The 20,830-nt window shown below is 66.1% G+C and carries 20 protein-coding genes; 18 read left to right on the top strand and 2 right to left on the bottom strand.

Features of this window, described 5'->3' with window-relative positions; translation table 11 throughout:
• The first annotated feature begins 1 nt into the window (after position 1).
• From R2676_RS14360 to R2676_RS14275, 18 genes are all read left to right on the top strand, one after another.
• Positions 2–919, top strand: a complete 918-nt coding sequence (locus R2676_RS14360; RefSeq protein ID WP_206272801.1) for a DUF1571 domain-containing protein — start codon at positions 2–4, stop codon at positions 917–919.
• Between the two features lie 211 nt (positions 920–1,130).
• Positions 1,131–2,051, top strand: a complete 921-nt coding sequence (locus R2676_RS14355) for an OmpW/AlkL family protein (RefSeq protein ID WP_206272803.1) — start codon at positions 1,131–1,133, stop codon at positions 2,049–2,051.
• A gap of 136 nt (positions 2,052–2,187) precedes the next feature.
• Complete coding sequence (locus R2676_RS14350; RefSeq protein ID WP_206272805.1) at positions 2,188–3,186, top strand: NAD(P)/FAD-dependent oxidoreductase; 999 nt, start codon at positions 2,188–2,190, stop codon at positions 3,184–3,186.
• 90 nt (positions 3,187–3,276) lie between these two features.
• Positions 3,277–3,690, top strand: coding sequence for a hypothetical protein (locus R2676_RS14345; RefSeq protein WP_012761215.1), 414 nt, complete (start codon positions 3,277–3,279; stop codon positions 3,688–3,690).
• A 52-nt stretch (positions 3,691–3,742) separates the two neighbouring features.
• On the top strand, positions 3,743–5,113 hold the full coding sequence (gene miaB / locus R2676_RS14340) for a tRNA (N6-isopentenyl adenosine(37)-C2)-methylthiotransferase MiaB (protein WP_027678172.1): 1,371 nt from the start codon (positions 3,743–3,745) through the stop codon (positions 5,111–5,113).
• A gap of 21 nt (positions 5,114–5,134) precedes the next feature.
• Positions 5,135–6,127 (top strand): PhoH family protein, encoded by a 993-nt coding sequence (locus R2676_RS14335; RefSeq protein ID WP_027678173.1) that lies wholly within the window; start codon positions 5,135–5,137, stop codon positions 6,125–6,127.
• A 12-nt stretch (positions 6,128–6,139) separates the two neighbouring features.
• On the top strand, positions 6,140–6,952 hold the full coding sequence (ybeY, locus tag R2676_RS14330; protein ID WP_206272807.1) for an rRNA maturation RNase YbeY: 813 nt from the start codon (positions 6,140–6,142) through the stop codon (positions 6,950–6,952).
• 374 nt (positions 6,953–7,326) lie between these two features.
• Positions 7,327–8,619, top strand: coding sequence for a hypothetical protein (locus tag R2676_RS14325; RefSeq protein ID WP_316857242.1), 1,293 nt, complete (start codon positions 7,327–7,329; stop codon positions 8,617–8,619).
• Between the two features lie 162 nt (positions 8,620–8,781).
• Positions 8,782–9,675, top strand: a complete 894-nt coding sequence (locus R2676_RS14320; protein WP_041667943.1) for an HlyC/CorC family transporter — start codon at positions 8,782–8,784, stop codon at positions 9,673–9,675.
• A 64-nt stretch (positions 9,676–9,739) separates the two neighbouring features.
• Positions 9,740–11,251, top strand: coding sequence for an apolipoprotein N-acyltransferase (gene lnt, locus R2676_RS14315; protein ID WP_206272930.1), 1,512 nt, complete (start codon positions 9,740–9,742; stop codon positions 11,249–11,251).
• A 176-nt stretch (positions 11,252–11,427) separates the two neighbouring features.
• On the top strand, positions 11,428–12,414 hold the full coding sequence (glyQ, locus tag R2676_RS14310) for a glycine--tRNA ligase subunit alpha (protein WP_206272932.1): 987 nt from the start codon (positions 11,428–11,430) through the stop codon (positions 12,412–12,414).
• Complete coding sequence (locus R2676_RS14305; RefSeq protein WP_206272809.1) at positions 12,411–13,070, top strand: hypothetical protein; 660 nt, start codon at positions 12,411–12,413, stop codon at positions 13,068–13,070. Before glyQ ends, R2676_RS14305 begins: the two co-directional genes overlap by 4 nt.
• 86 nt (positions 13,071–13,156) lie before the next feature.
• The gene (gene glyS / locus R2676_RS14300; RefSeq protein WP_206272811.1) at positions 13,157–15,250 is read left to right on the top strand and encodes a glycine--tRNA ligase subunit beta; all 2,094 of its coding nucleotides are present in this window, start codon (positions 13,157–13,159) and stop codon (positions 15,248–15,250) included.
• A gap of 31 nt (positions 15,251–15,281) precedes the next feature.
• A complete protein-coding gene (gmhB, locus tag R2676_RS14295) occupies positions 15,282–15,860 on the top strand; it encodes a D-glycero-beta-D-manno-heptose 1,7-bisphosphate 7-phosphatase (RefSeq protein WP_206272813.1) in 579 nt (192 codons plus the stop codon).
• A gap of 12 nt (positions 15,861–15,872) precedes the next feature.
• A complete protein-coding gene (locus tag R2676_RS14290) occupies positions 15,873–16,625 on the top strand; it encodes a lysophospholipid acyltransferase family protein (RefSeq protein ID WP_206272815.1) in 753 nt (250 codons plus the stop codon).
• Positions 16,622–17,500 (top strand): M48 family metallopeptidase, encoded by an 879-nt coding sequence (locus R2676_RS14285; RefSeq protein ID WP_027678184.1) that lies wholly within the window; start codon positions 16,622–16,624, stop codon positions 17,498–17,500. The genes R2676_RS14290 and R2676_RS14285 overlap by 4 nt, the downstream gene beginning before the upstream one ends.
• Positions 17,501–17,618: 118 nt before the next feature.
• Positions 17,619–18,026 carry a lactoylglutathione lyase gene (gene gloA, locus R2676_RS14280; protein ID WP_206272816.1) on the top strand — a complete coding sequence of 136 codons (408 nt, stop codon included), beginning with the start codon at positions 17,619–17,621 and terminating at the stop codon, positions 18,024–18,026.
• A complete protein-coding gene (locus R2676_RS14275) occupies positions 18,010–18,915 on the top strand; it encodes a DMT family transporter (RefSeq protein WP_316857243.1) in 906 nt (301 codons plus the stop codon). The genes gloA and R2676_RS14275 overlap by 17 nt, the downstream gene beginning before the upstream one ends.
• Here R2676_RS14275 and rsmA read toward each other — a convergent pair.
• Together rsmA and pdxA are read right to left on the bottom strand one after the other, a co-directional pair.
• Positions 18,902–19,747 carry a 16S rRNA (adenine(1518)-N(6)/adenine(1519)-N(6))-dimethyltransferase RsmA gene (gene rsmA, locus R2676_RS14270; RefSeq protein ID WP_206272820.1) on the bottom strand — a complete coding sequence of 282 codons (846 nt, stop codon included), beginning with the start codon at positions 19,745–19,747 and terminating at the stop codon, positions 18,902–18,904. The genes R2676_RS14275 and rsmA overlap by 14 nt on opposite strands.
• Positions 19,748–19,778: 31 nt before the next feature.
• Positions 19,779–20,795 carry a 4-hydroxythreonine-4-phosphate dehydrogenase PdxA gene (gene pdxA / locus R2676_RS14265; RefSeq protein ID WP_206272822.1) on the bottom strand — a complete coding sequence of 339 codons (1,017 nt, stop codon included), beginning with the start codon at positions 20,793–20,795 and terminating at the stop codon, positions 19,779–19,781.
• Positions 20,796–20,830: the final 35 nt, after the last annotated feature.

The raw sequence follows: 20,830 nt of genomic DNA, 5'->3' as shown, positions 1-20,830 counted from the left end.
TATGCATTTGCGTACCCTCGCCCTGGCCACGGTGCTGGCCGGCACCGCGCACGCCTGGGCCCAGCCTGCAGCGCCGGAGGCTTCCGCGCCTGCCGCGGCCGCACAGACCACCGCACCGACCACCGCACCGCAATCGGCGGCCATCGGCAGCTTTGCTTCCATGGACATCGCCAGGCAGACGGCGTGGCTCACCAGCCAGGTCAACGCCAACGCGTTTGCGGCCTGGTCCGACGAAGACGTCCTGGCCATGGCGCAGGCCATGAAGCCCGAAACGCTGGTGCGTTGGCTCAAGGCCGAAGTGGCCAAGCTGCCCGAGTATGAATACCGCATGCGCCGCCAGGAACGCGTGAAAGACCAGTGGCAAAGCCAGCCGGCGCTCATGCTGATCCGCTACCGCAACGCACCGCGCCAGGTCTACGCGCGCTGGCTCAAGGGCGGTGCGCACGCCGGCCAGGAAATCATCTACGACGAAACCGTGCGCAAAGACGAGATGTACGGCCACCTTGGCGGGCTCGTCGGTTTCGTCGCGATCTGGAGCGCGCTGGATGGCTCGCTGGCCAGATCGCAGTCGAACCACACGGCGCGTGAGCTGGGGCTGCAGTTCATCGTCGATACGGTCGAGCGCGACGGACGCGCCCACGTGGCGGCCGGCGGCAGCGGCAAGTTCAACGAGGCCAAGATGGTGACCGAAGACGGCGAGCGCATGTTGCGGCTCACCTGGGACGCGCCAAGCGGCCCGCCCACGTTTTACGCCAAGCGCGTGCGCCTGTATTTCGACCTGAAAAACCCGTGGGTGCGCATTGAAGAAGCGTGGGACGAATCGGGCAATCAGCTCGAGAAAATCGTCATTGAAAGCGTCACGCGCAAGACCTGGAACGACCAGACTTTCAATCCCAAGAATCCGGAATACAAGTTTTAGACTGCCGCCCGTAGACCGTTGTGGGCCAAGGCTCCGCCGACCGGTGGAGAGTATGAAACGAGACTAGGGGAAACCCCTTGTTGCGTGCGTACACGCTAGAGGAAAACTTCGGTCATCGCAGCGCAACCGAACAAAAGCGCTGCGTTATGCTGCCGAAACACAAATCGCCACACCAAGGCGTGATAACAATCCAATCCAGAGAGACAACCACATGAACCGCACTGCCCGCCGCTTTGCTGCAGCCCTTGCCTGCGCTGCCGCCAGCACCCTTGCTGCCCCCCTCGCCCAAGCCCAATCCACCGCAGAGGCCAACGTGGCCGCAAGCGCCAGCAGCGGCAGTAGCACCGGCGGCGGTGGCGGCTTCAGCGGCTTCATGGACAACTACGTCTGGGGCCGCAACGTCATGGCGCTGGGCTGGTTCTACATCCGCCCGATGGATTCCGCCACGCCGCTGACGACCACCACCAGCGCGCTCGGCCTTGGCACCTATCAGTCGCCAGGAACTGACGTGAAAGTCAGTAACGCGAATACGCTGTCGCTCACGTTCACGCACTTCTTTAACGACAACATCGCCGGCACGTTCGTGGGTGGTGTTCCGCCCAAATTCAACCTGTATGGCAGCGGCAATGTGATCGCCCCGGTGCCGGTGGTCGGGCCGCTGACGCTCATCAACCTGGGCCTGCCGCAAAACAACCCGGTTGCCACTGTGCGTGAATGGAGCCCGGCGATCGTCGCGCAGTACTACTTCGGCACCAAGGAAAGCAAGCTGCGCCCGTTCCTCGGCGCTGGCGTCAGCTACAACTTCTTCACCAATCTGCGCCTGAATTCCAACTTCGTGAACGCGCTGCAAAACCTGGGGCAGGTGCTGCAGCTGGGCATGGGACAGGTGCCGACGGGCCCGGCCAAGGTGACGGCGGAGACGTCCAGCTCCTGGACGCCGGTCGCCAACGTGGGCGTGTCGTATGAGTTCGCCAAGAACTGGACCGCCATCGGCACGGTGTCGTACCTGCCGCTGAAGACGACCTCCACCATCACGATCCGCAGCCAGCAAGGCCAAGTGCTGGCAGTCAACAAGACCGACATCAAGGTCGACCCGATCGTGTTCGGGCTGGCAGTGGGTTACAAGTTCTAAGCGGCAGAATTGCTCCATCGCAAAACGCCACCTTCGGGTGGCGTTTTTCATTGGGGCGCGACCCGATATCATGGCGGACTGTTACCCGCCGATCACCGCGCCGATTTCCGGATTCCTGCCCCACACCCACACATCCATGACCCAGCCTTCCATCGCCATCGTCGGAGCCGGCATTGCCGGCGTTGCCTGTGCCAACGCGCTTGCCGCCGAAGGCATTGCCGCCACGGTCTATGAGCAGGCCGCAGGCGTAGGCGGCAGGCTGGCGACTACGGTATTGCCCGAGGCCGCCCCGGCGTATGCGTTCGACCATGGAGCGCAGTCGTTCAACGTGCGCAGCGAGGCCTTCCGCCGCGCGGTGGACGCCGCTGGCCGTCAGGGCTCGGTGTTGCCGTGGCCCGCGCGCTGGGGCCATCGCACCGCCGATGCGCTGGAAGCCGACTCGCGCGATGAAGCCCGCTATGTCGGCCTGCCCGGCATGGGCGCGCTGGTGCGCAGCCTGGCAGCACCGCTGGATGTGCGCTTCGGCCACGCCGTCACGCGCGTCGCGCACGACGGCCGGCGCTGGACGATCGACCGCAACGGCACGGACGCCGCCCACGCCGACATCCTCGCCCTGGCGCTGCCCGCGCCGGAACTGCCGGCGCTGTTTCACGGCGCGACGCCGGCTTCGCTGCAGGAGACCATCGCCCGGGTGCGTTACGCCCCCTGCTGGGCGCTGATGATGGGCTTTGCGCAACCGCTTAGCTTGCCGTATGACGGCATCCGCGTCGACGACGACATGCTGGCGTGGGCCGCCCGCGACAACACCAAGCCCGGCCGCGTCATGGTCGATGAATCGTGGGTCGTGCATGCATCGCCGGACTGGTCAGCCGCCCATGCCCACGACACCCCCGAGCAGGCGCTGCACGCCATGCACGCCCGCTTTGCGGAGGCCTTCCCGGGGACGCCGGAGCCCGATCTGATGGCCGCGCACCTGTGGCCGCATGCGCTGGTCGAGCAGTCTGCCGGCATGCCCTGCCACTGGGACGCGGCCGACCGCCTGGGCGCCTGCGGTGATTGGTGCGAAGGCCCGCGCGTGGAAGCCGCGTTCCTGAGCGGTGTTGCCCTGGCCGCCAGGATTGCCGAAGCGCTATAAGAGTTCGGCGCGGAACGTTACAATATCGGGTTGTCTCGTGTTTCGTGTGCCGGGTCGCTCACCCGGCGGTGGCTTTCTCCTGACGACGCCATGCGCACCCGACGCCAAGTCCTCGCCCTAGCCTTTGCTGCCGTTGCTGCGGCATCGGCGCCGTTGCTGTCTCATGCGCAAGTCCTGCGCAACATTCCGGCAACGGCCCCGGCGGCCCAATTGACCGTCAATTCGGCCAATACCGGCACGCTGAGTACCGGCAGCACCGGCATCGTCCGCATCCTGCTGCTGGGCTTCGGAAGCAGCAGCGCCGATATCCGCTTTGCCCCCGGCGTGCGGATCCTGTCCCTGGACGGGCGGCTGCTGCCGCCGGGTTCGGTGGTCGGCCAGACGTTCAAGGTGCGCTATCAGCTCGACCTGTATCAGCAGTTGCTGACGGCCTGGGTTGTCAGCGATGACGACTACAAGGCTGCGGTGGCCGCACAAAGTCAGGCGCAGGCGCAGTCCCAGTAGTCAGAACACCCCACGAAGCACGTGCCCCCAGGTCAACCACTGTGAACGGCACATGAAAAAAGTCTTCATCAAAACCTACGGCTGCCAGATGAACGAGTACGACTCGGACAAGATGTCCGACGTGCTCAATGCAGCCGAAGGTCTCGTCCCCACCGACACGCCCGAAGACGCGGACGTGATCCTCTTCAACACCTGCTCCGTGCGCGAGAAGGCGCAGGAGAAAGTGTTCTCCGAACTCGGCCGTGTGAAGGCGCTCAAGGCGCTCAAGCCTGACCTCGTGGTCGGCGTGGGCGGCTGCGTGGCCAGCCAGGAAGGCGCATCCATCGTGGCGCGCGCTCCTTACGTGGATGTCGTGTTCGGCCCGCAGACGCTGCACCGCCTGCCCGACCTGATCGCCGCGCGCCGCCGCACGGGCCGCTCGCAGGTCGACGTGTCCTTCCCCGAGATCGAGAAGTTCGACCACCTGCCGCCCGCGCGCGTGGACGGCGCCAGCGCCTTCGTATCGATCATGGAAGGCTGCTCGAAATACTGCAGCTACTGCGTGGTGCCCTACACGCGCGGCGAAGAGGTCTCGCGCCCGTTCGACGACGTGCTGGCCGAAGTGGCCGGCCTGGCCGAACAGGGCGTGCGCGAAGTCACGCTGCTCGGCCAGAACGTCAACGCGTACATCGGCAAGATGGGCGACACGAGCGAGCGGGCGGATTTCGCGCTGCTGCTCGAATACGTGGCCGAGATTCCGGGCATCGAGCGCATCCGCTACACGACCAGCCACCCGAAGGAATTCAGCTCGCGCCTGATCGAGGCCTATGCCACCAACCCGAAGCTCGTCGACCACCTGCACCTGCCCGTGCAGCACGGCTCCGACCGCATCCTGATGGCGATGAAGCGCGGCTACACGGTGCTCGAATACAAGAGCAGCATCCGCAAGCTGCGCGCGATCCGGCCGAACATCTCGATCGCCACCGATTTCATCGTCGGTTTCCCGGGCGAGACGGACGCCGACTTCGCCAAGACGATGGACCTGATCCACGAGATCGGCTATGACACGTCGTTCAGCTTCATCTACAGCCCGCGCCCCGGCACGCCGGCCGCCAACCTGCCCGACGATACGCCGCAGGCCGTCAAGCTCGAACGCCTGAAACATTTGCAGGCCACCATCGAAGAAAACGTGGCGCGCATCAGCCAAGGCATGGTCGGCAGCGTGCAGCGCATTCTGGTGGAAGGCCCGTCACGCAAGGATCCGACGGAACTGCACGGCCGCACCGAGAACAACCGCGTCGTCAACTTCGCGCTGCCCGATCTGCCGCAGGCGCGCCGCGACCAGCTGATCGGCCAGATGCTGGACGTGCGCATCGTGCACGCCTTCCCGCATTCGCTGCGTGGCGAAGTGGCGGAACAGCGCACGGCCAGCACGACTCACTGATCATCAACACGACCCGATTTGATGAAACCCACCATCGCAGAATTCACGGCGCCCAAGAACGACAACACGCGCCTGCAGAACCTGTGCGGTCCGCTGGATGAAAACCTGCGCCAGATCGAGCAGGCGCTGGATGTGACCATCAACCGGCGCGGCAGCAAGTTCACCGTGCGCGGCGCCAACGCACAGGGCGCAGCCAACGCATTGGAGACGTTCTATAACGCCGCGCGCGACCCGCTGTCGGTGGATGACATCCAGCTCGGCCTGGTGGAAACGCGCCAGGTGGCTGCACACGGCGCGTATCTGCCGGAATCGAGCGCGGACGTGCCGGACGGCAATGATCTGTCGCCCGTGCTGCATACGCGGCGCACCGATCTGCACGGCCGCACGCCGATGCAGCGCGCGTACCTGCGCAACATCCTGTCGCACGATTTGTCGTTCGGCATTGGCCCGGCGGGGACGGGCAAGACGTATCTGGCCGTGGCCTGCGCGGTGGACGCCCTCGAGCGCGACGCCATCAAGCGCATCGTGCTGACGCGCCCTGCCGTGGAAGCCGGCGAACGCCTGGGCTTCCTGCCCGGCGACCTCGCCCAGAAAGTCGACCCATACCTGCGTCCGCTGTACGACGCGCTGTACGACCTGCTCGGCTTCGACAAGACGCAGAAGATGTTCGAGCGCCAGATGATCGAGATCGCGCCGCTGGCCTACATGCGCGGACGCACGCTCAATCACGCGTTCATCATCCTGGACGAAGCCCAGAACACCACGCCGGAACAGATGAAGATGTTCCTTACGCGGATCGGCTTCGGCTCCAAGGCGGTGATCACCGGCGACACCACGCAGATCGATCTGCCGCGCGGCCAGAAGAGCGGCCTGATCGAAGCGCAGCACGTGCTGCGTGACGTGCGCGGCGTGGCGATGACGCGCTTCACCAGCGTCGACGTGGTGCGGCACCCGCTGGTGGCCCGCATCGTCGAGGCCTATGACGAATTCCATGCCCAGCATAAAGATGCATAAGGACGCCTGAACGTGGCTAAAGCAAAAACCCAAACCAAAGCAAAAACCAAAAAGACCCAGGCCGCGGCCGCCGAGTCATTCAGCCCGCGCGTCGACGTATTCGACGCCCAAGGCAAACCCAAGACGGTGGATGCAAGCGCCCTGCGCATTGCCTTTGCCGATGGCCGCAGCCTGATCCTGGGCCTGCCGAATACCGTCGATGGTGCGATCACCCTGGTTGCCGAACATGCCGACGCCGACATGCACGCCATGCTCGCGCTGCGCCCCGAGCACCACGACAGCATCACGTTGCGCATCGAAACCCAGCCTGCCGAATTGGCCGACTCCACGGAAGAAGCCTTCGATGACGACACCGCCGGCGCCGAGATGCTCACGCTGGATCTCACGGTGCAGTACGGCGATGAACTGAAGGCTGCCGCTCGCAAGGCGCTGCCGAAAGAACGCGACATCGAAGGGTGGATTGCCCCCGCATTGTTTGCCGACGCGCAGCTCAACGTGCGCTTTGTCGGCGAAGAAGAAGGCCGCACGCTCAACCGCACCTACCGCGGCAAGGACTACGCCACCAACGTGCTGACCTTCTCCTACGCCGAGAGCGCGGAAGACCCGGTCTCGGCCGACATCGTGCTGTGCTGCGCGGTGGTGGAAAAGGAAGCGAAGGAACAGAAGAAGCCGCTGCTCGCGCATTACGCGCATCTGATCGTGCACGGCGCGCTGCACGCCCAGGGCTACGACCACGAAGACCCGGCCGATGCGAAGGAAATGGAAGGCATCGAAACGGAGATCCTCGGCGACCTCGGTTTTGCCGATCCGTACGCAGATCGTTAAAGCGCAACGCACTTGCTGCTCAAACGCCGGCCTCGCGCCGGCGTTCTGCTTTTTGCATGTTCCATTCCTGCAGCACGCTGTTTCAACGATGAATCAACCCGCATTGACGCAAAACCAGTCCTGACAACGGTTTGCGGGTTTCCCTCCGCCATTTGGCGCAGGCTCGCGCCGTTCGAACCGCGCATACCCATCGCACAGGCCGTCCGCCATCCGGCACCCCCGCCGCTCTCCGTATGGCGCATGGGTTTTGCCGTAGCGATTTCTATCCTCGACGCATAAGCCGCCACGCGAGCGCGCTTAGCGAACTCGGCGCAAACGAGCGCCATTGGCCAAATCCGCGCACAGACGGGTCCGGCCACTCCGGGGAGGTCATCATGCGTCAACGCTTCATGGACAGCATTCCGTGGACCACGCTGCTGGTTGGCGTGGGTGTCGGCACGGCGCTCGCGGTCACGCCGCGCCTCGCCCACGCGGATCACAAACAATCGTGCTATGCCGGCATCGTCGTCGTATTCGACGGCGCGTGGCATCCGGGCGCGGTGGTGGGCTGCCGGACCGTCAACATCTCCGACAACAACAACGTGGTGGGCGCCGAGGTGAACCTGATGATCGCGCAAGGCACCCTCCGGCCGCGCGTGCAGGCAGTCGTCGGCAGCACGAGCGTGCAGGCGCTCATTGGCGGCGGCTACGACTTTGCAAGCAGCAAGGCACTGGTGGGCGTCGGCGCCACAGGCGACCACTGGCTCGCCGGTGTCGATAGGGAAATCGCCGGACGCTGGACGGCCTACGGCGGCGCCAGCACGCTGGGCCGGTATCACAGCAATTCGCATCCCGCAGACCCGGCACCGGCGGCAACCACGCAGACCAGCAACAACGACGCGCCGCCCCCGAACGGCAACAACACGCCGCCGTCCAAGCCCAGCCCGACACCGGCGCCTGCACCCGGTGCGTCGCCCAGCCCTGGCCCGACTCCAGCCCCAACACCGAGCCCCGGGCCCAGCCCGTCGCCGACTCCGTCGCCGAGCCCGGCGCCAAGCCCAACGCCGACACCCGCCCCGACGCCGACGCCAACGCCGAGCCCATCGCCCGTCCCGTCGCCGTGCGGAAGCTGCCACGGAGGCGGTCACCATCACGGGCACCACCATGATCACGACCACGATCATGACCACGGCGGAAACCACGGCGGCGATCACGACCACGGCGGTGACGGACACCACGGCGGCGACCACGACCACGGCGGCGACGGACACCACGGTGGCGATCACGACCACGGCGGCGACGGACACCACGGCGGCGATCACGACCACGGCGGCGACGGAAACCACGGCGGCGAGCACGACCACGGCGGCGACGGACACCACGGCGGCGATCACGACCGTGGCGGTGACGGACACCGCGGTGGCGATCATGGCCACGGCGGTAACGGACACCACGGTGGCGATGACAACCACAGCAACAACGGCCATCACGACGGCGAGGGCCACGGGCGTGGCAACCCCGGAGCGGATCACGATCGCGGCGGCGAGGGCGACGACTCGGGCGGGCATGGTCAGCATCATGATCAGGGCGACGCCAACCCAGGTCGGAACGACAATCACCCAGGCAACGAAGGCAGCAACGCGCACGACAACGGCCAGCAACGCGGCGGCGAAGGCGGACACGACTGACCGCTTCCCCCTCGGCAGATCGTCCGTCTCAACGCGCCCGAACCCGACCTCCAGATGTGAAATAGAAGCCACTTCTGGAGGCTGGGCGGCCACCCCGCGTCATCGGGACGGCAGGGCTTTTGGTGTATCCTGGCCCGATGTTTAACGACGCGCGACCGCGCCATGAATGATCCGTATCCCAGTCCGAAGCCAGCCGACAAACCCCGCTCGCTGCTGGAACGCCTGACCGACCTCATCTCGCCCGAGCCCGAATCGCGGGCCGAGCTGCTCGAAATCCTCCAAGACGCCCATGCGCGCAGCCTGATCGACGCCGACTCCCTGTCGATGATCGAAGGCGTCTTCCAGGTCTCGGACCTGTGTGCGCGCGACATCATGATCCCGCGCGCGCAGATGGATGCGCTGAACATCGCCGACGCGCCGTCAGAATTCATCCCGTTTGTGCAGGAAGCCGCGCATTCGCGCTTCCCCGTCTACGAAGGCAGCCGCGACAACATCATCGGTATCCTGCTCGCCAAGGATCTGCTGCGCTTCTACACCGACGAAGGCTTCGACGTGCGCGACATGCTGCGCCCGGCCGTGTTCATCCCCGAATCCAAGCGGCTGAACGTGCTGTTGCGCGACTTCCGCGTCAACCGCAACCACATCGCCATCGTCGTTGACGAATACGGCGGCGTGGCGGGCCTCATCACCATCGAAGACGTGCTGGAGCAGATCGTCGGCGACATCGAAGACGAATACGACTTCGACCAGGAAGAAGACAACATCCTGCCGACCGCCGATGGGCACATGCGCGTGCGCGGGCTGACCGAAATCAGCCAGTTCAACGAAGCGTTCGGCACGCATTTCTCCGACGAAGACGTCGATACCGTGGGCGGGCTGCTGTCCAACCACCTGGGCCGCGTGCCGCACCGCGGCGAGAAGATCGTCATGGGCACGCTGCAATTCGACGTGCTGCGCGCCGATGCGCGCCAGGTGCAGGTGCTGCTCGTCCGCCGCCTCACCACGCCGGCCGGTGGCAATGCCACGGCCGACACCTCTGGTTCTCACCCCGCCTGATCCCTCCGTGCCCGCTCAGTTCTCTTCCCCTGCCGCACCGTCCCCTCGGCAGGATGCCCAAGCTGTGCCGCTCGCGCGGTTGCGTCTTGCGATGCCGCTGGCGGCATTGCTCGGCGTCATGCATACGCTGTCGTTCGCGCCGAACCACTGGTGGTGGCTGCAGATCCTCTCGCTGACGGGGCTGGCTGCGCTCGTACAGCGCGCGCCGCGCCTGCGTGATGCGGCGTACGTTGGCTACGCCTTCGGGCTCGGCTGGTTCCTGTCGGGCGTCTGGTGGCTCTATATCAGCATGCACGTCTACGGCGACATGCCGGCATGGATGGCCGCGCTGGCGGTGCTGCTGTTTGCCGGGTACCTGGCGCTGCATCCGGCGCTGGCGGTGTGGGCATGGCAGTGGCTCACGAGACGCGGGCGGTGGTCCGGTACCGCATCCGCGCTGGTATTCGGCGCGGCATGGGCCGTTACGGAATGGCTACGCGGCACGGTCTGGACGGGCTTCCCCTGGATCAACGGCGGCTACGCGCATACCGATGGCCCGCTGGCCGGCTACGCGCCGCTGGTGGGCGTCTACGGCATCGTGCTGATCGCCGCCGTGCTGGCCGGCCTGCTATGCGTCGCAGCCGAGCGCCGGCTGCATTGGCTGGCGGGCCTCGCCGGTGCTCTTGTGCTGGTGGCCGGCTGGCCGCTGCACGGCATTGCGTGGACGCAGCCGAGCGGCAAGCCGATCTCCGTGCGCCTTCTGCAGGGCAATGTGCCGCAGGACGTGAAGTTCCAGCAGACCGGCATCGAGCGCTCGCTGGAGCTGTACACGAAGATGGTCACCGAGAAGCCCGCGCAACTCGTGGTCACGCCCGAGACGGCCTTCCCGATCATGATTCAGGAGATGCCGCAGGAGATCGCGCTGGCCATCCGCACCTATGTGGATACCACCGGTTCCAGCGTGCTGTTTGGCGCAGCCAGCGAGGACTCGCGCGTCGACTACACCAACAGCGTATTCGGCGTCGGCCCGCAATTCCAGGGCGTGTACCGCTACAACAAGCACCATCTCGTGCCCTTCGGCGAGTTCATCCCCTTCGGTTTCCACTGGTTCGTCAACATGATGAACATGCCGCTGGGCGACTTCCGGCGCGGCCTGCCCGTGCAGCCGGCCATGGCGGTGGCCGACCAGCGTATCGCGCCCAACATCTGCTACGAGGATTTGTTTGGCGAAGAAATTGCCGCCTCGCTGCGGCACGCAGACCAGCCCGCCACGATGCTCGCCAACGTGACGAACCTGGCATGGTTTGGCGACACGATCGCGCTGGACCAGCACCTGCAGATCTCACGCATGCGCGCGCTCGAAACGGGCCGGCCGATGCTGCGTGCCACCAACACGGGCGCGACCGCCGTAGTGCGGCCGGACGGCAGCGTTCAGGCGCGCCTGCCGGTCTTCACGCTGGGCACGCTGCAGGTTGACGTGCAGGGCACGCAAGGCCTCACGCCTTTCGTGCGGGCCGGCAACGCGCCCGCGCTGGGCCTGGGCGCGCTGGTTCTGCTGCTGGCATTCGTGCGCCGGCGCCGGGCTACGGCGGATTGATCGTTCAGCGCCCGGAGGGCTTTCGAGCCACTTTCCGGAGTCGCTGACAAAAAACGCTAAAATTCAACGTTTTACGGCGGGCAGGGAGCCAGGCGCTTCCCGTGCCCGCCGCTGCATTCCACCGTCGCGCGGCGCAACGCATCGTTCCGTGCCGCCGCGGACCAACGGGTACCACCATGCTCACCTTCCAGCAACTCATCCTCAAGCTGCAGTCGTACTGGGACGCCCAGGGCTGCGCCCTGCTGCAACCGATCGACCTTGAAGTCGGCGCCGGCACGTCGCATGTGCACACCTTCCTGCGCGCGATCGGCCCCGAGCCGTGGCGTGCCGCCTACGTGCAACCGTCGCGCCGCCCCAAGGACGGCCGCTACGGCGAGAACCCGAACCGCTTGCAGCATTACTACCAATACCAGGTGGTGCTCAAGCCGGCGCCGGAAAACATCCTCGACCTGTACCTCGGTTCGCTGGAAGCGCTGGGCCTGGACCTGAAGCAGAACGACGTCCGCTTTGTGGAAGACGACTGGGAGAACCCCACGCTCGGCGCCTGGGGCCTGGGCTGGGAGGTCTGGCTCAACGGCATGGAAGTGACGCAATTCACCTACTTCCAGCAAGTCGGCGGCCTGGACTGCAAACCCGTGACCGGTGAGATCACCTACGGCATCGAGCGCCTGGCGATGTACCTGCAACAGGTCGAAAACATCTACGACCTGGTCTGGACCGAGTGGGAAGAGCCGGGCCCGAACGGCCCCGTGAAGCGCCGCCTGACCTATGGCGACGTCTATCACCAGAACGAAGTCGAGCAATCGACCTACAACTTCGAGCAGGCCGACACGACCGTGCTGTTCCGCCGCTTTGCCGAGCACGAAGCCGAAGCCAAGCGCCTGATGGGCGTGCGCGCAGAAGGCGAAGCCGCGGCCGAGGGCGACGCACCTGTCGTGCAACTGGCCCTGCCCGCCTACGAGCAAGTGCTCAAGGCCGGCCACACCTTCAACCTGCTGGACGCGCGTGGCGCGATTTCGGTGACGGAGCGCGCAGCCTACATCGGCCGCATCCGCAACCTGTCGCGCCTCGTCGCGCAGGCTTACTACGATTCGCGCGAACGCCTCGGCTTCCCGATGTGCGGCACCAACGCGGCGGCCGCCAAGACCACGGAGGCCGCATGACGGCCAACCGAGCACGGCGTGGCCTGGCGCTGCTGACGGCAGCGTCCATCGCCGCGCTGGCGCTACCGGCGAGCGTTGCGCAAGCGGCACGGCATCGCACGTCCAAGGCCGCATCGACAGAGAAGGTTTTTGTCGTGCCCAACACTTTGACGCAGCTTTGCGTGGCCGACTCCAAGCCGCTCCAGCAAGCGCTGAGCACGGCGTGGACGCCGCCTCCGCCGTCGCTCGATCAATGGACGAGCCTCGTGCGCACGATGGCCTGCGACCTGTCCGGCGCGCGTGACCTCGGCTGGCATCGCGTGCCGCTGCGCACGTATGCGACGGCCCTGCGCTTCCCGCTCACGTGGGTCGAATGGCAAGGCACGGGCGCCAAGGCACAGCGCCGTGCGCGCGTGTTCCGCTCGGCCGGCCAACTGCCCAGCCGCTTGGAATTCAACGTGTCGGGCACGCTGCAAGAGGTGCGCTACGACGCGCGACGCGGCTTGCTGTCTGCGCGATTCCTGCGCCGTGATGCCGCTGCGCCAGGCACCACGCCCGCCCCGATTGCACCGCCTCCGCCGCCGGGCCAGTGCGCCGGCACGCAATTGCAGTTCCAGCAGCAGAACGGCGTGTGGCTGCTCTCGGGCGTGGAACCCGTGCCCGGCTCGCCCTGCTGATCACTGAACCGAACCACACAACGTACCGCCGCACCTGATCTGAATACCGCGCGGCGCAGAACAACGACGTCACCGATTCAAACGCTATGTCCACCCTCCTGATCGAACTGCTGACCGAAGAACTGCCGCCCAAGGCGCTGGCCCGCCTGGGCGAGGCGTTTGCGCGCGGCCTGTTTGACGGTCTGTCGGCGCAAGGCCTGCTCGAAGAGGGCGCCGCCGTGGAAGGTTTTGCCACGCCGCGCCGCCTGGCTGCATCGATCACCGGCGTGCGCCGCACCGCGCCTGATCGTGAATTGCGCGAGAAGGTGCTGCCCGTGACCATCGCCTTCGATGCCGAGGGCAAGCCCGCCGCGCCGCTCGTCAAGAAGCTGGCCGCGCTGGCCAAGACCGTGGGCGTGGACGCCATCGCCCCCGAATCGCTCGAGCGCGCACCCGACGGCAAGGCCGAAGCGCTGTTCTATCGCTATACCGCGCGCGGCGCCGTGCTGGCTGACGGCCTGCAGACTGCACTGACGCAGACCATCGCCAATCTGCCGATTCCGAAGGTGATGACGTATCAGCGCCCGAACGGCGATAACGTGCAGTTCGTGCGCCCGGCGCACAAGCTGATCGCCCTGCTCGACAGCGAAGTCATCCCCGTCAGCGCATTCGGCCTGCAAGCGGGCAACGTGACGCTGGGCCACCGTTTCCTGTCGGCTGGTGAGATCGTCATCCAAGACGCTACGTCGTATGCCAGCACGCTGGAGTCGCAGGGCAAGGTCATGGCCGGCTACGGCAAGCGCCGCGAAGCCATCCGCGCCGAGCTGCTCAAGACGGCCGGCGCCGATACGGTGGTCATGCCCGAAGCGCTGCTCGACGAGGTGAACGCGCTGGTCGAATGGCCCGTGGTCTACCCCTGCCATTTCGAGGAAGCGTTCCTCGCCGTGCCGCAGGAGTGCCTGATCCTGACCATGCAGACGAACCAGAAGTACTTTGCGCTGACCGATGCACAGGGCCATCTGCGCAACCGCTTCCTGATCGTCTCGAACATCGCCACGAGCACGCCCGAGGCCATCATTCAAGGCAATGAGCGCGTGGTGCGTCCGCGCCTGGCCGACGCCCGCTTCTTCTTCGAGCAGGACAAGAAAAAGCCGCTGGCCGACCGCGTGCCGCTGCTTTCGCGCGTGGTGTATCACAACAAGATCGGCACGCAGCTTGAGCGTGTGTCGCGCCTGCAGGCCATCGCGGGCCAGCTGGCCGAGAAGCTCGGCGCGGATGTTGCCCACGCCTCGCGCGGCGCGCTGCTCGCCAAGGCCGATCTGCTGACCGACATGGTGGGCGAGTTCCCCGAGCTGCAAGGCACGATGGGCACGTACTACGCCCGCCACGACGGCGAACCCGACGACGTGGCGCTGGCCTGCTCCGAACACTACCAACCGCGCTTTGCCGGCGACGCGCTGCCCAGCACCGCCACCGGTACCGTGGTGGCGCTGGCCGACAAGCTGGAAACGCTGGTCGGTATCTGGGGCATCGGTCTGCAACCCACCGGTGAGAAAGATCCGTTCGCGCTGCGCCGCCACGCGCTGGGCATCCTGCGCATGCTGATCGAGAAGCCGCTTGCGCTCACGATTGACGATGCGCTGCAGATTGCCGCCGCCAGCTTCGATGGCATCGCCGCCGTCAAGCCGGACCTGGCTGCCATCTCCGACTTCCTCTACGACCGCCTGCGCGGCTACCTGAAGGACAAGGGCTACAGCAGCAACGAGGTGGAAGCCGTGGTCAGCCAGCGCCCGCAGCGCCTGGACGACATCGTCGCGCGCCTCGACGCCGTGCGCGCCTTCGCCGCCCTGCCGCAGGCCGAAGCGCTGGCTGCCGCCAACAAGCGCATCACCAACATCCTGAAGAAGACGGACGCAGCGGTTGGCGCAGTGCAGCCGCAACTGCTCAAGGAAGACGCCGAGCGCGCGCTGCATCAGGCCGTGGCGTCGTCGGAGCCGCAGGTGCACGATGCCTTCGCACGCGGCGATTTCACCACCGCGCTGAAGACGCTGGCCGGCCTGCGCGAAGCGGTCGACACCTTCTTCGACGGCGTGATGGTGATGGCCGACGACGCCGCGCTGCGCGACAACCGCCTGGCGCTGCTGGCTGAACTGCACGGACTGATGAACCGCGTGGCGGACATCTCCAAGCTGGCCGCCTGATCGGCACCCCAAGCACCGTTCGGAGCCCACCATGCCCCACGTTCCCAAACTGGTGATTCTCGACCGCGATGGCGTCATCAACCACGACAGCGATCAGTTCATCAAGTCGCCTGGCGAGTGGATCGCCCTCGACGGCAGCCTGGAAGCCATTGCCGAACTGAACCAGGCCGGCTACCAGGTGGTGGTGGCCACCAACCAGTCCGGCATCGGACGCGGCCTGTTCGAGGCTGCGGCGCTCAACGCCATGCACGAAAAGATGTACAAGGCGCTCGCCACCTACGGCGGACGCGTCGATGCGGTCTTCTTCTGCCCGCACACCGCCGCCGATGCCTGCGACTGCCGCAAGCCCAAGTCCGGCATGCTGCGCGAAATCGCCCGCCGCTTCGACGTGGACCTCACCGGCGTGCCGGTCGTGGGAGACTCGCTGCGCGACTTGCAGGCCGGCGTGGAAGTCGGTGCCGTGCCGCACCTCGTATTGACCGGCAAGGGCATCAAGACCCGCGATGCCGGCAACCTGCCCCCGGGCACCCAGATTCACGAGGACCTGCGTGCGTTCGCGCGTGCGCTGCTGTCCCCCGTGCCCCAGGGCACGCCCACGCGCGCCCCTTGAATTCGCCCCCCAATGACTTTTATCCGTTCGCTGCTGTACCTGGTTTTCCTGATCGTCTGGACGCCGATCTACGCGGTGGCCTGCTTCATCGTGTTTCCGTTCATGAATCCGGCACGCCGGTTCTGGATGGTGTCGGGCTGGACCAAATCCGCCATCTGGATGGCGCGCTGGCTGCTTGGCATCCGCTGGCAATACCAGGGCTGGGAACACATCGAAGACGCCGTCGCGACCAACAAGCGCGTGGTGCTGCTCTCCAAGCATCAGTCGGCATGGGAAACCATGGCCTTTGTGGCGACCATGCCTAGGCCGCTGTGCTACGTGTTCAAGCGCGAGCTGCTGTATGTGCCCTTCTTCGGCTGGGCGCTGGGCATGCTGAAAATGGTGCACATCAATCGCAAGGACGGCGCCAACGCGTTCGCCTCGGTCGCCCGCCAGGGCAAGGAACGCCTGGCCGAAGGCGCCTGGGTGATCATGTTTCCCGAAGGCACCCGCACGCGCTCGGGCGACCCAAAGCCACGCTACAAGAGCGGCGGTGCGCGGTTCGCCGTGGACACCGGCGCATGGGTCATCCCCATCGCGCACAACTCCGGCCGCGTGTGGCCGCGTAACTCGTTCCTGAAGCATCCGGGCCTGATTACGCTGTCGGTCGGTCCGGCCATCTCGACGGCCGGCAAGACCAGCGACGAACTCAATCGCGAAGTCGAAGCGTGGATCGAAACAGAAATGCGTAGAATCGACGCCGATAGCTACCGCGAGCACGCATGAAACTGCTGCGCCCACCGACTTCGCCCACCACCGCCGACAGCGTCCAGCTCGAGCTGCCGCTGCTCGCGCCCGAAGCCGCGTCGCCATCGCAGCCGCCTGATGCGTCCCTCCTCGCCCCGCCCGCACTCGATTTTTCCACCGCACCGCTCGGCCCCAACCAGCGCCGGCTGACGCTCGGCGAGCGCGCGCTGATCTATAACCTCAAGCGTTCGTCGCGGCGCACCATCGGCTTTGTCATCGATGACCGCGGCTTGTCGATCACGGCTCCGCGCTGGGTGACGCTCGCCGAGATCGAACACGCCATCGCCGAAAAGCAGAAGTGGATTTTCGCCAAGCTGGCCGAATGGCGCACGAGCGCCGCACGCCGCATGCTGCCGCCGATGGAGTGGCAGGACGGCGCCGCGCTGCCCTTCCTCGGCAAGACGATCACGCTCAAGCTGGAATCGCCCATCGGCGCATTGATGTTTGATGCCGACACCAGCGTGCTGCACCTGGGCCTGCCGCCCACCACCACCGAGCAGCAGATCAAGGACCGCGTGCAAGGCTGGCTGCAGACGCAGGCTCGACGCCTCTTCGGCGAGCGCCTTGAGGTGTATGCCGAGCGCCTGGGCGTGCGGCATAGCGCGTATGCGCTGTCCTCCGCCGCCACGCGCTGGGGAAGCTGCACCGCCGACGGCAAGATCCGCCTGAACTGGCGCCTCGTGCATTTCCCGCTGAGCTTGATCGACTACGTGGTTGCGCACGAGCTGGCGCATCTCAAGGAGATGAACCACAGCCCGCGCTTCTGGGACACGGTGGAGTCGATTTTTCCTGAGTTTCGTGAGGCGCGCGAGCAATTGCGCTCGCATCCGCCGGAATACTTGCCGGCGTTCTGACGCGTCCCGCCGACGCCGCTGCGACGGATGCGTCGGCGGCAGAACATGCCTGCCCTGCAGGCTCCGCCACACCCCCCTACAATATTGCCTTCCCGCAGTTCTCCAGGAAGGAAACCCCATGCGAATGCTCCACACCATGCTGCGCGTTGGCGACTTGCAGCGCTCGATCGACTTCTACACGAACGTGCTCGGCATGCAGCTGCTGCGCACGAGCGACAACCCCGAATACAAGTACTCGCTGGCATTCGTCGGCTACGGCCCGGAAGCCGGCAACACGGTCATCGAACTGACCTACAACTACGGCGTGAGCGAGTACGAACTCGGCACGGCATTCGGGCACTTGGCCATCGAGGTCGACAATGCCGCGCAGGCCTGCGACCAGATCCGCAACGCCGACGGCAAGGTCACGCGTGAGGCTGGCCCGGTCAAGGGCGGCAGCACCATCATCGCGTTTGTGGAAGATCCGGACGGCTACAAGATCGAGCTGATCCAGGCACGCTCGATGCCCGATGGCAACCGCCACTGACGCGATCCGCCGGCCGCTGGACGGCACCGCCATCGGGCTGATGGTGGTGCTGTGCATGTGCTGGGGCTTTCAGCAGGTCGCCATCAAGGTGGCCGCGCACGACGTGGGCCCCGTCATGCAGGCCGGAGTGCGCTCGGCCATCGCGTCGGTCCTGGTGTTCGCGTTTGCGCTCTGGCGCGGCACGTGCCTGTCGTTGCGCGACGGCACGCTGACGGGTGGCCTGATGGCCGGCGTGCTGTTCGGCGTCGAGTTCCTGTGCATCTTCATCGGGCTGGGCTACACGACCGCCTCGCGCATGGCGGTGTTTCTCTACACCGCGCCGATCTTCACGGCGCTCGGCCTGCACTTCTTTGTGCCCGGCGAGCACCTGCGGCCGCGCCAGGGGGCCGGAATCGGCATTGCATTTGCGGGGATCGTGCTGGCGTTCGCCGACGGCGTCCTGCACCCGGCGGCGGGGCCATCGACGTCATTGGGCGACGCGCTGGGCGTGGTGGCCGGCGCGCTGTGGGGCGCGACGACCATCGTCGTGCGGGCAAGCAAGCTTTCCGAAGCACCGGCGGCGAAGACGCTGCTGTACCAGCTGGCCGTCTCAGCCGTGCTGCTGCTGTTGATGGCCGCCGGCACTGGCCAGGCCTTCACCGCCAACCTCACACCGACCGCGCTGGCCAGCCTCGCCTACCAGTCCGTGCTGATTGCGTTCGCCAGTTACCTGACGTGGTTCTGGCTGCTGCGCCGTTATCTGGCGTCGCGGTTGTCCGTGTTCTCGTTCCTGACGCCGCTGTTTGGTGTGGCGTTTGGCGTGCTGCTGTTGCACGAGCCGGTGGGCCTGCGGTTTGCGCTGGCGGCAACGCTCGTGCTATCGGGCATCCTGCTCGTCAATCTTCGCTGAGATCGGAAGTGCTGCCGGCAATGCGGTTGGCCGGCAGCGCGTTCGCCACGGCCACGAAGTCTGCCACCGGCACTTCCTCTGCGCGGCGGCCCAGGTCAAAGCCAAGCGCTTCAAAATCGATCACATCGCGCAGTGCGCCGAGGGTGTTGCGCAGCACCTTGCGCCGCTGCGAAAACGCCATCGTCACCACCGTGCCCAGCGCGCGCATGTCGACCGGCGCATACGGCGACTTATCAGCCGGCCACGGAATCATCCGCACCACCGCCGAATCCACCTTGGGCGGCGGGTTGAACGAGCCCGGCGGCACATCCAGCACCAGCTCCATGTAATAGCGCACCTGCAGCATCACCGAGAGCCGGCTGAACGCCTTGCTGCCCGGCGCGGCAACCATGCGTTCGACCACTTCTTTCTGGAGCATGAAATGCTGATCGCGCACGCGGTCGGCAAACGTGGCCAGATGGAACAGCAGCGGGCTCGAGATGTTGTACGGCAGGTTGCCGACGATGCGCAGCGGCCGATCCGCCTCCAACAGCGAACCGAAATCGAACGCCAGTGCATCGCCTGCATGCACGATCAGCCGATCGCCGAAACGCTTCTGCAAGCGTGCAACAAGGTCCCGGTCCAGCTCGACCACCTGCAACGTGCGCACGCGCTCCATCAGCGGCACCGTGAGCGCGCCCAGCCCCGGGCCGATCTCGACGAGCACATCGTCGGGCTTTGGGTCGATGGCGGAAACGATGGCGTGGATCACGCCGTCATCGACCAGGAAGTTCTGGCCGAAGCGCTTGCGGGCCTGATGCCCCTGGTGAACGCCGGTCGTGGATCGTGCCATTGCGAACTCGAAATCGAAAAGGTGAAGAAACTCAGGAACGCGCCGTGTGCCGTGCCATGGCGATGGCGGTATCGATCGCCTCAATCATGCTGCCGAACTCGGCGCGGCCCGTGCCCGCCAAGTCCAGCGCCGTACCGTGATCCACCGACGTGCGCACGAACGGCAAGCCCAGCGTGATGTTCACGCCATGGCCGAACGTGCCGTACTTGAGCGGCGCCAAACCCTGGTCGTGGTACATCGCCAGCACGCAATCGGCGTCGGCCAACAGGCGCGGTTGGAACAGCGTATCGGCCGGATACGGGCCGCGTGCATCGATCCCGCGCGCACGCGCACGCGCGATGGCAGGCTCGATCACTTCGATCTCTTCGCGGCCGAGGTGGCCGGATTCGCCCGCATGCGGATTCAAACCGGTCACGAGAATACGCGGAGCCTTCAGCCCAAAGCGTGCGCGCAAATCACGCTGCACGATGTCGAGCGTTTCGTCGAGCACCGTGGGCGTGATGGCGTCCGGCACCTCGCGCAGCGGCAAATGCGTCGTCGCGAGCGCCACGCGCAGCATGGCGTGGTCGTGCGCCGGCTGCGGGCCAGCGAGCATCATGACTACGCGCGGCGTGTGGCTGCGCTCGGCCAGATACTCGGTGTGGCCGGTAAACGGCACCCCGGCGTCGTTGATCGTGCTCTTCTGCACCGGCGCTGTGACCATCCCGTCGTAACGGATGCCGTCTGCCGTGCCGATCAGGCAGCCGTCGATGGCCGCGTCGAGCAGGTCCAGCACATAGCGGCCGTTGGCGGCATCAAGCACGCCGGCGCGCACAGGCGCACCCAGCGGGCGCGCCACGACAGTCAGCGCCGTAGAGACAACGCGCCAGAAATCGCCCTGCCCGATCGCATCAGCGCGCGCCTGCAGCAATGCCGCGTCGCCCATCACATGCCACTGCACATCGGCGTAACGCGGCGACGCCTGGCGCGCCAGATGCAGCAGCGCAGCCACGGTGATGTCGGGGCCGATACCGGCAGGTTCGCCGGTGGTGATGGCAATGTTCAGCATGCAGCGCTTTCCTGCGATGGTTTTCGAGGCGATCT

The sequence above is a fragment of the Ralstonia flatus genome, assembly GCF_958439105.1.
GTDB lineage: Bacteria > Pseudomonadota > Gammaproteobacteria > Burkholderiales > Burkholderiaceae > Ralstonia > Ralstonia flatus.
The sequence above is the reverse complement of the archived record's forward strand: the minus strand, read 5'-3'. Positions and strand labels throughout refer to the sequence as shown.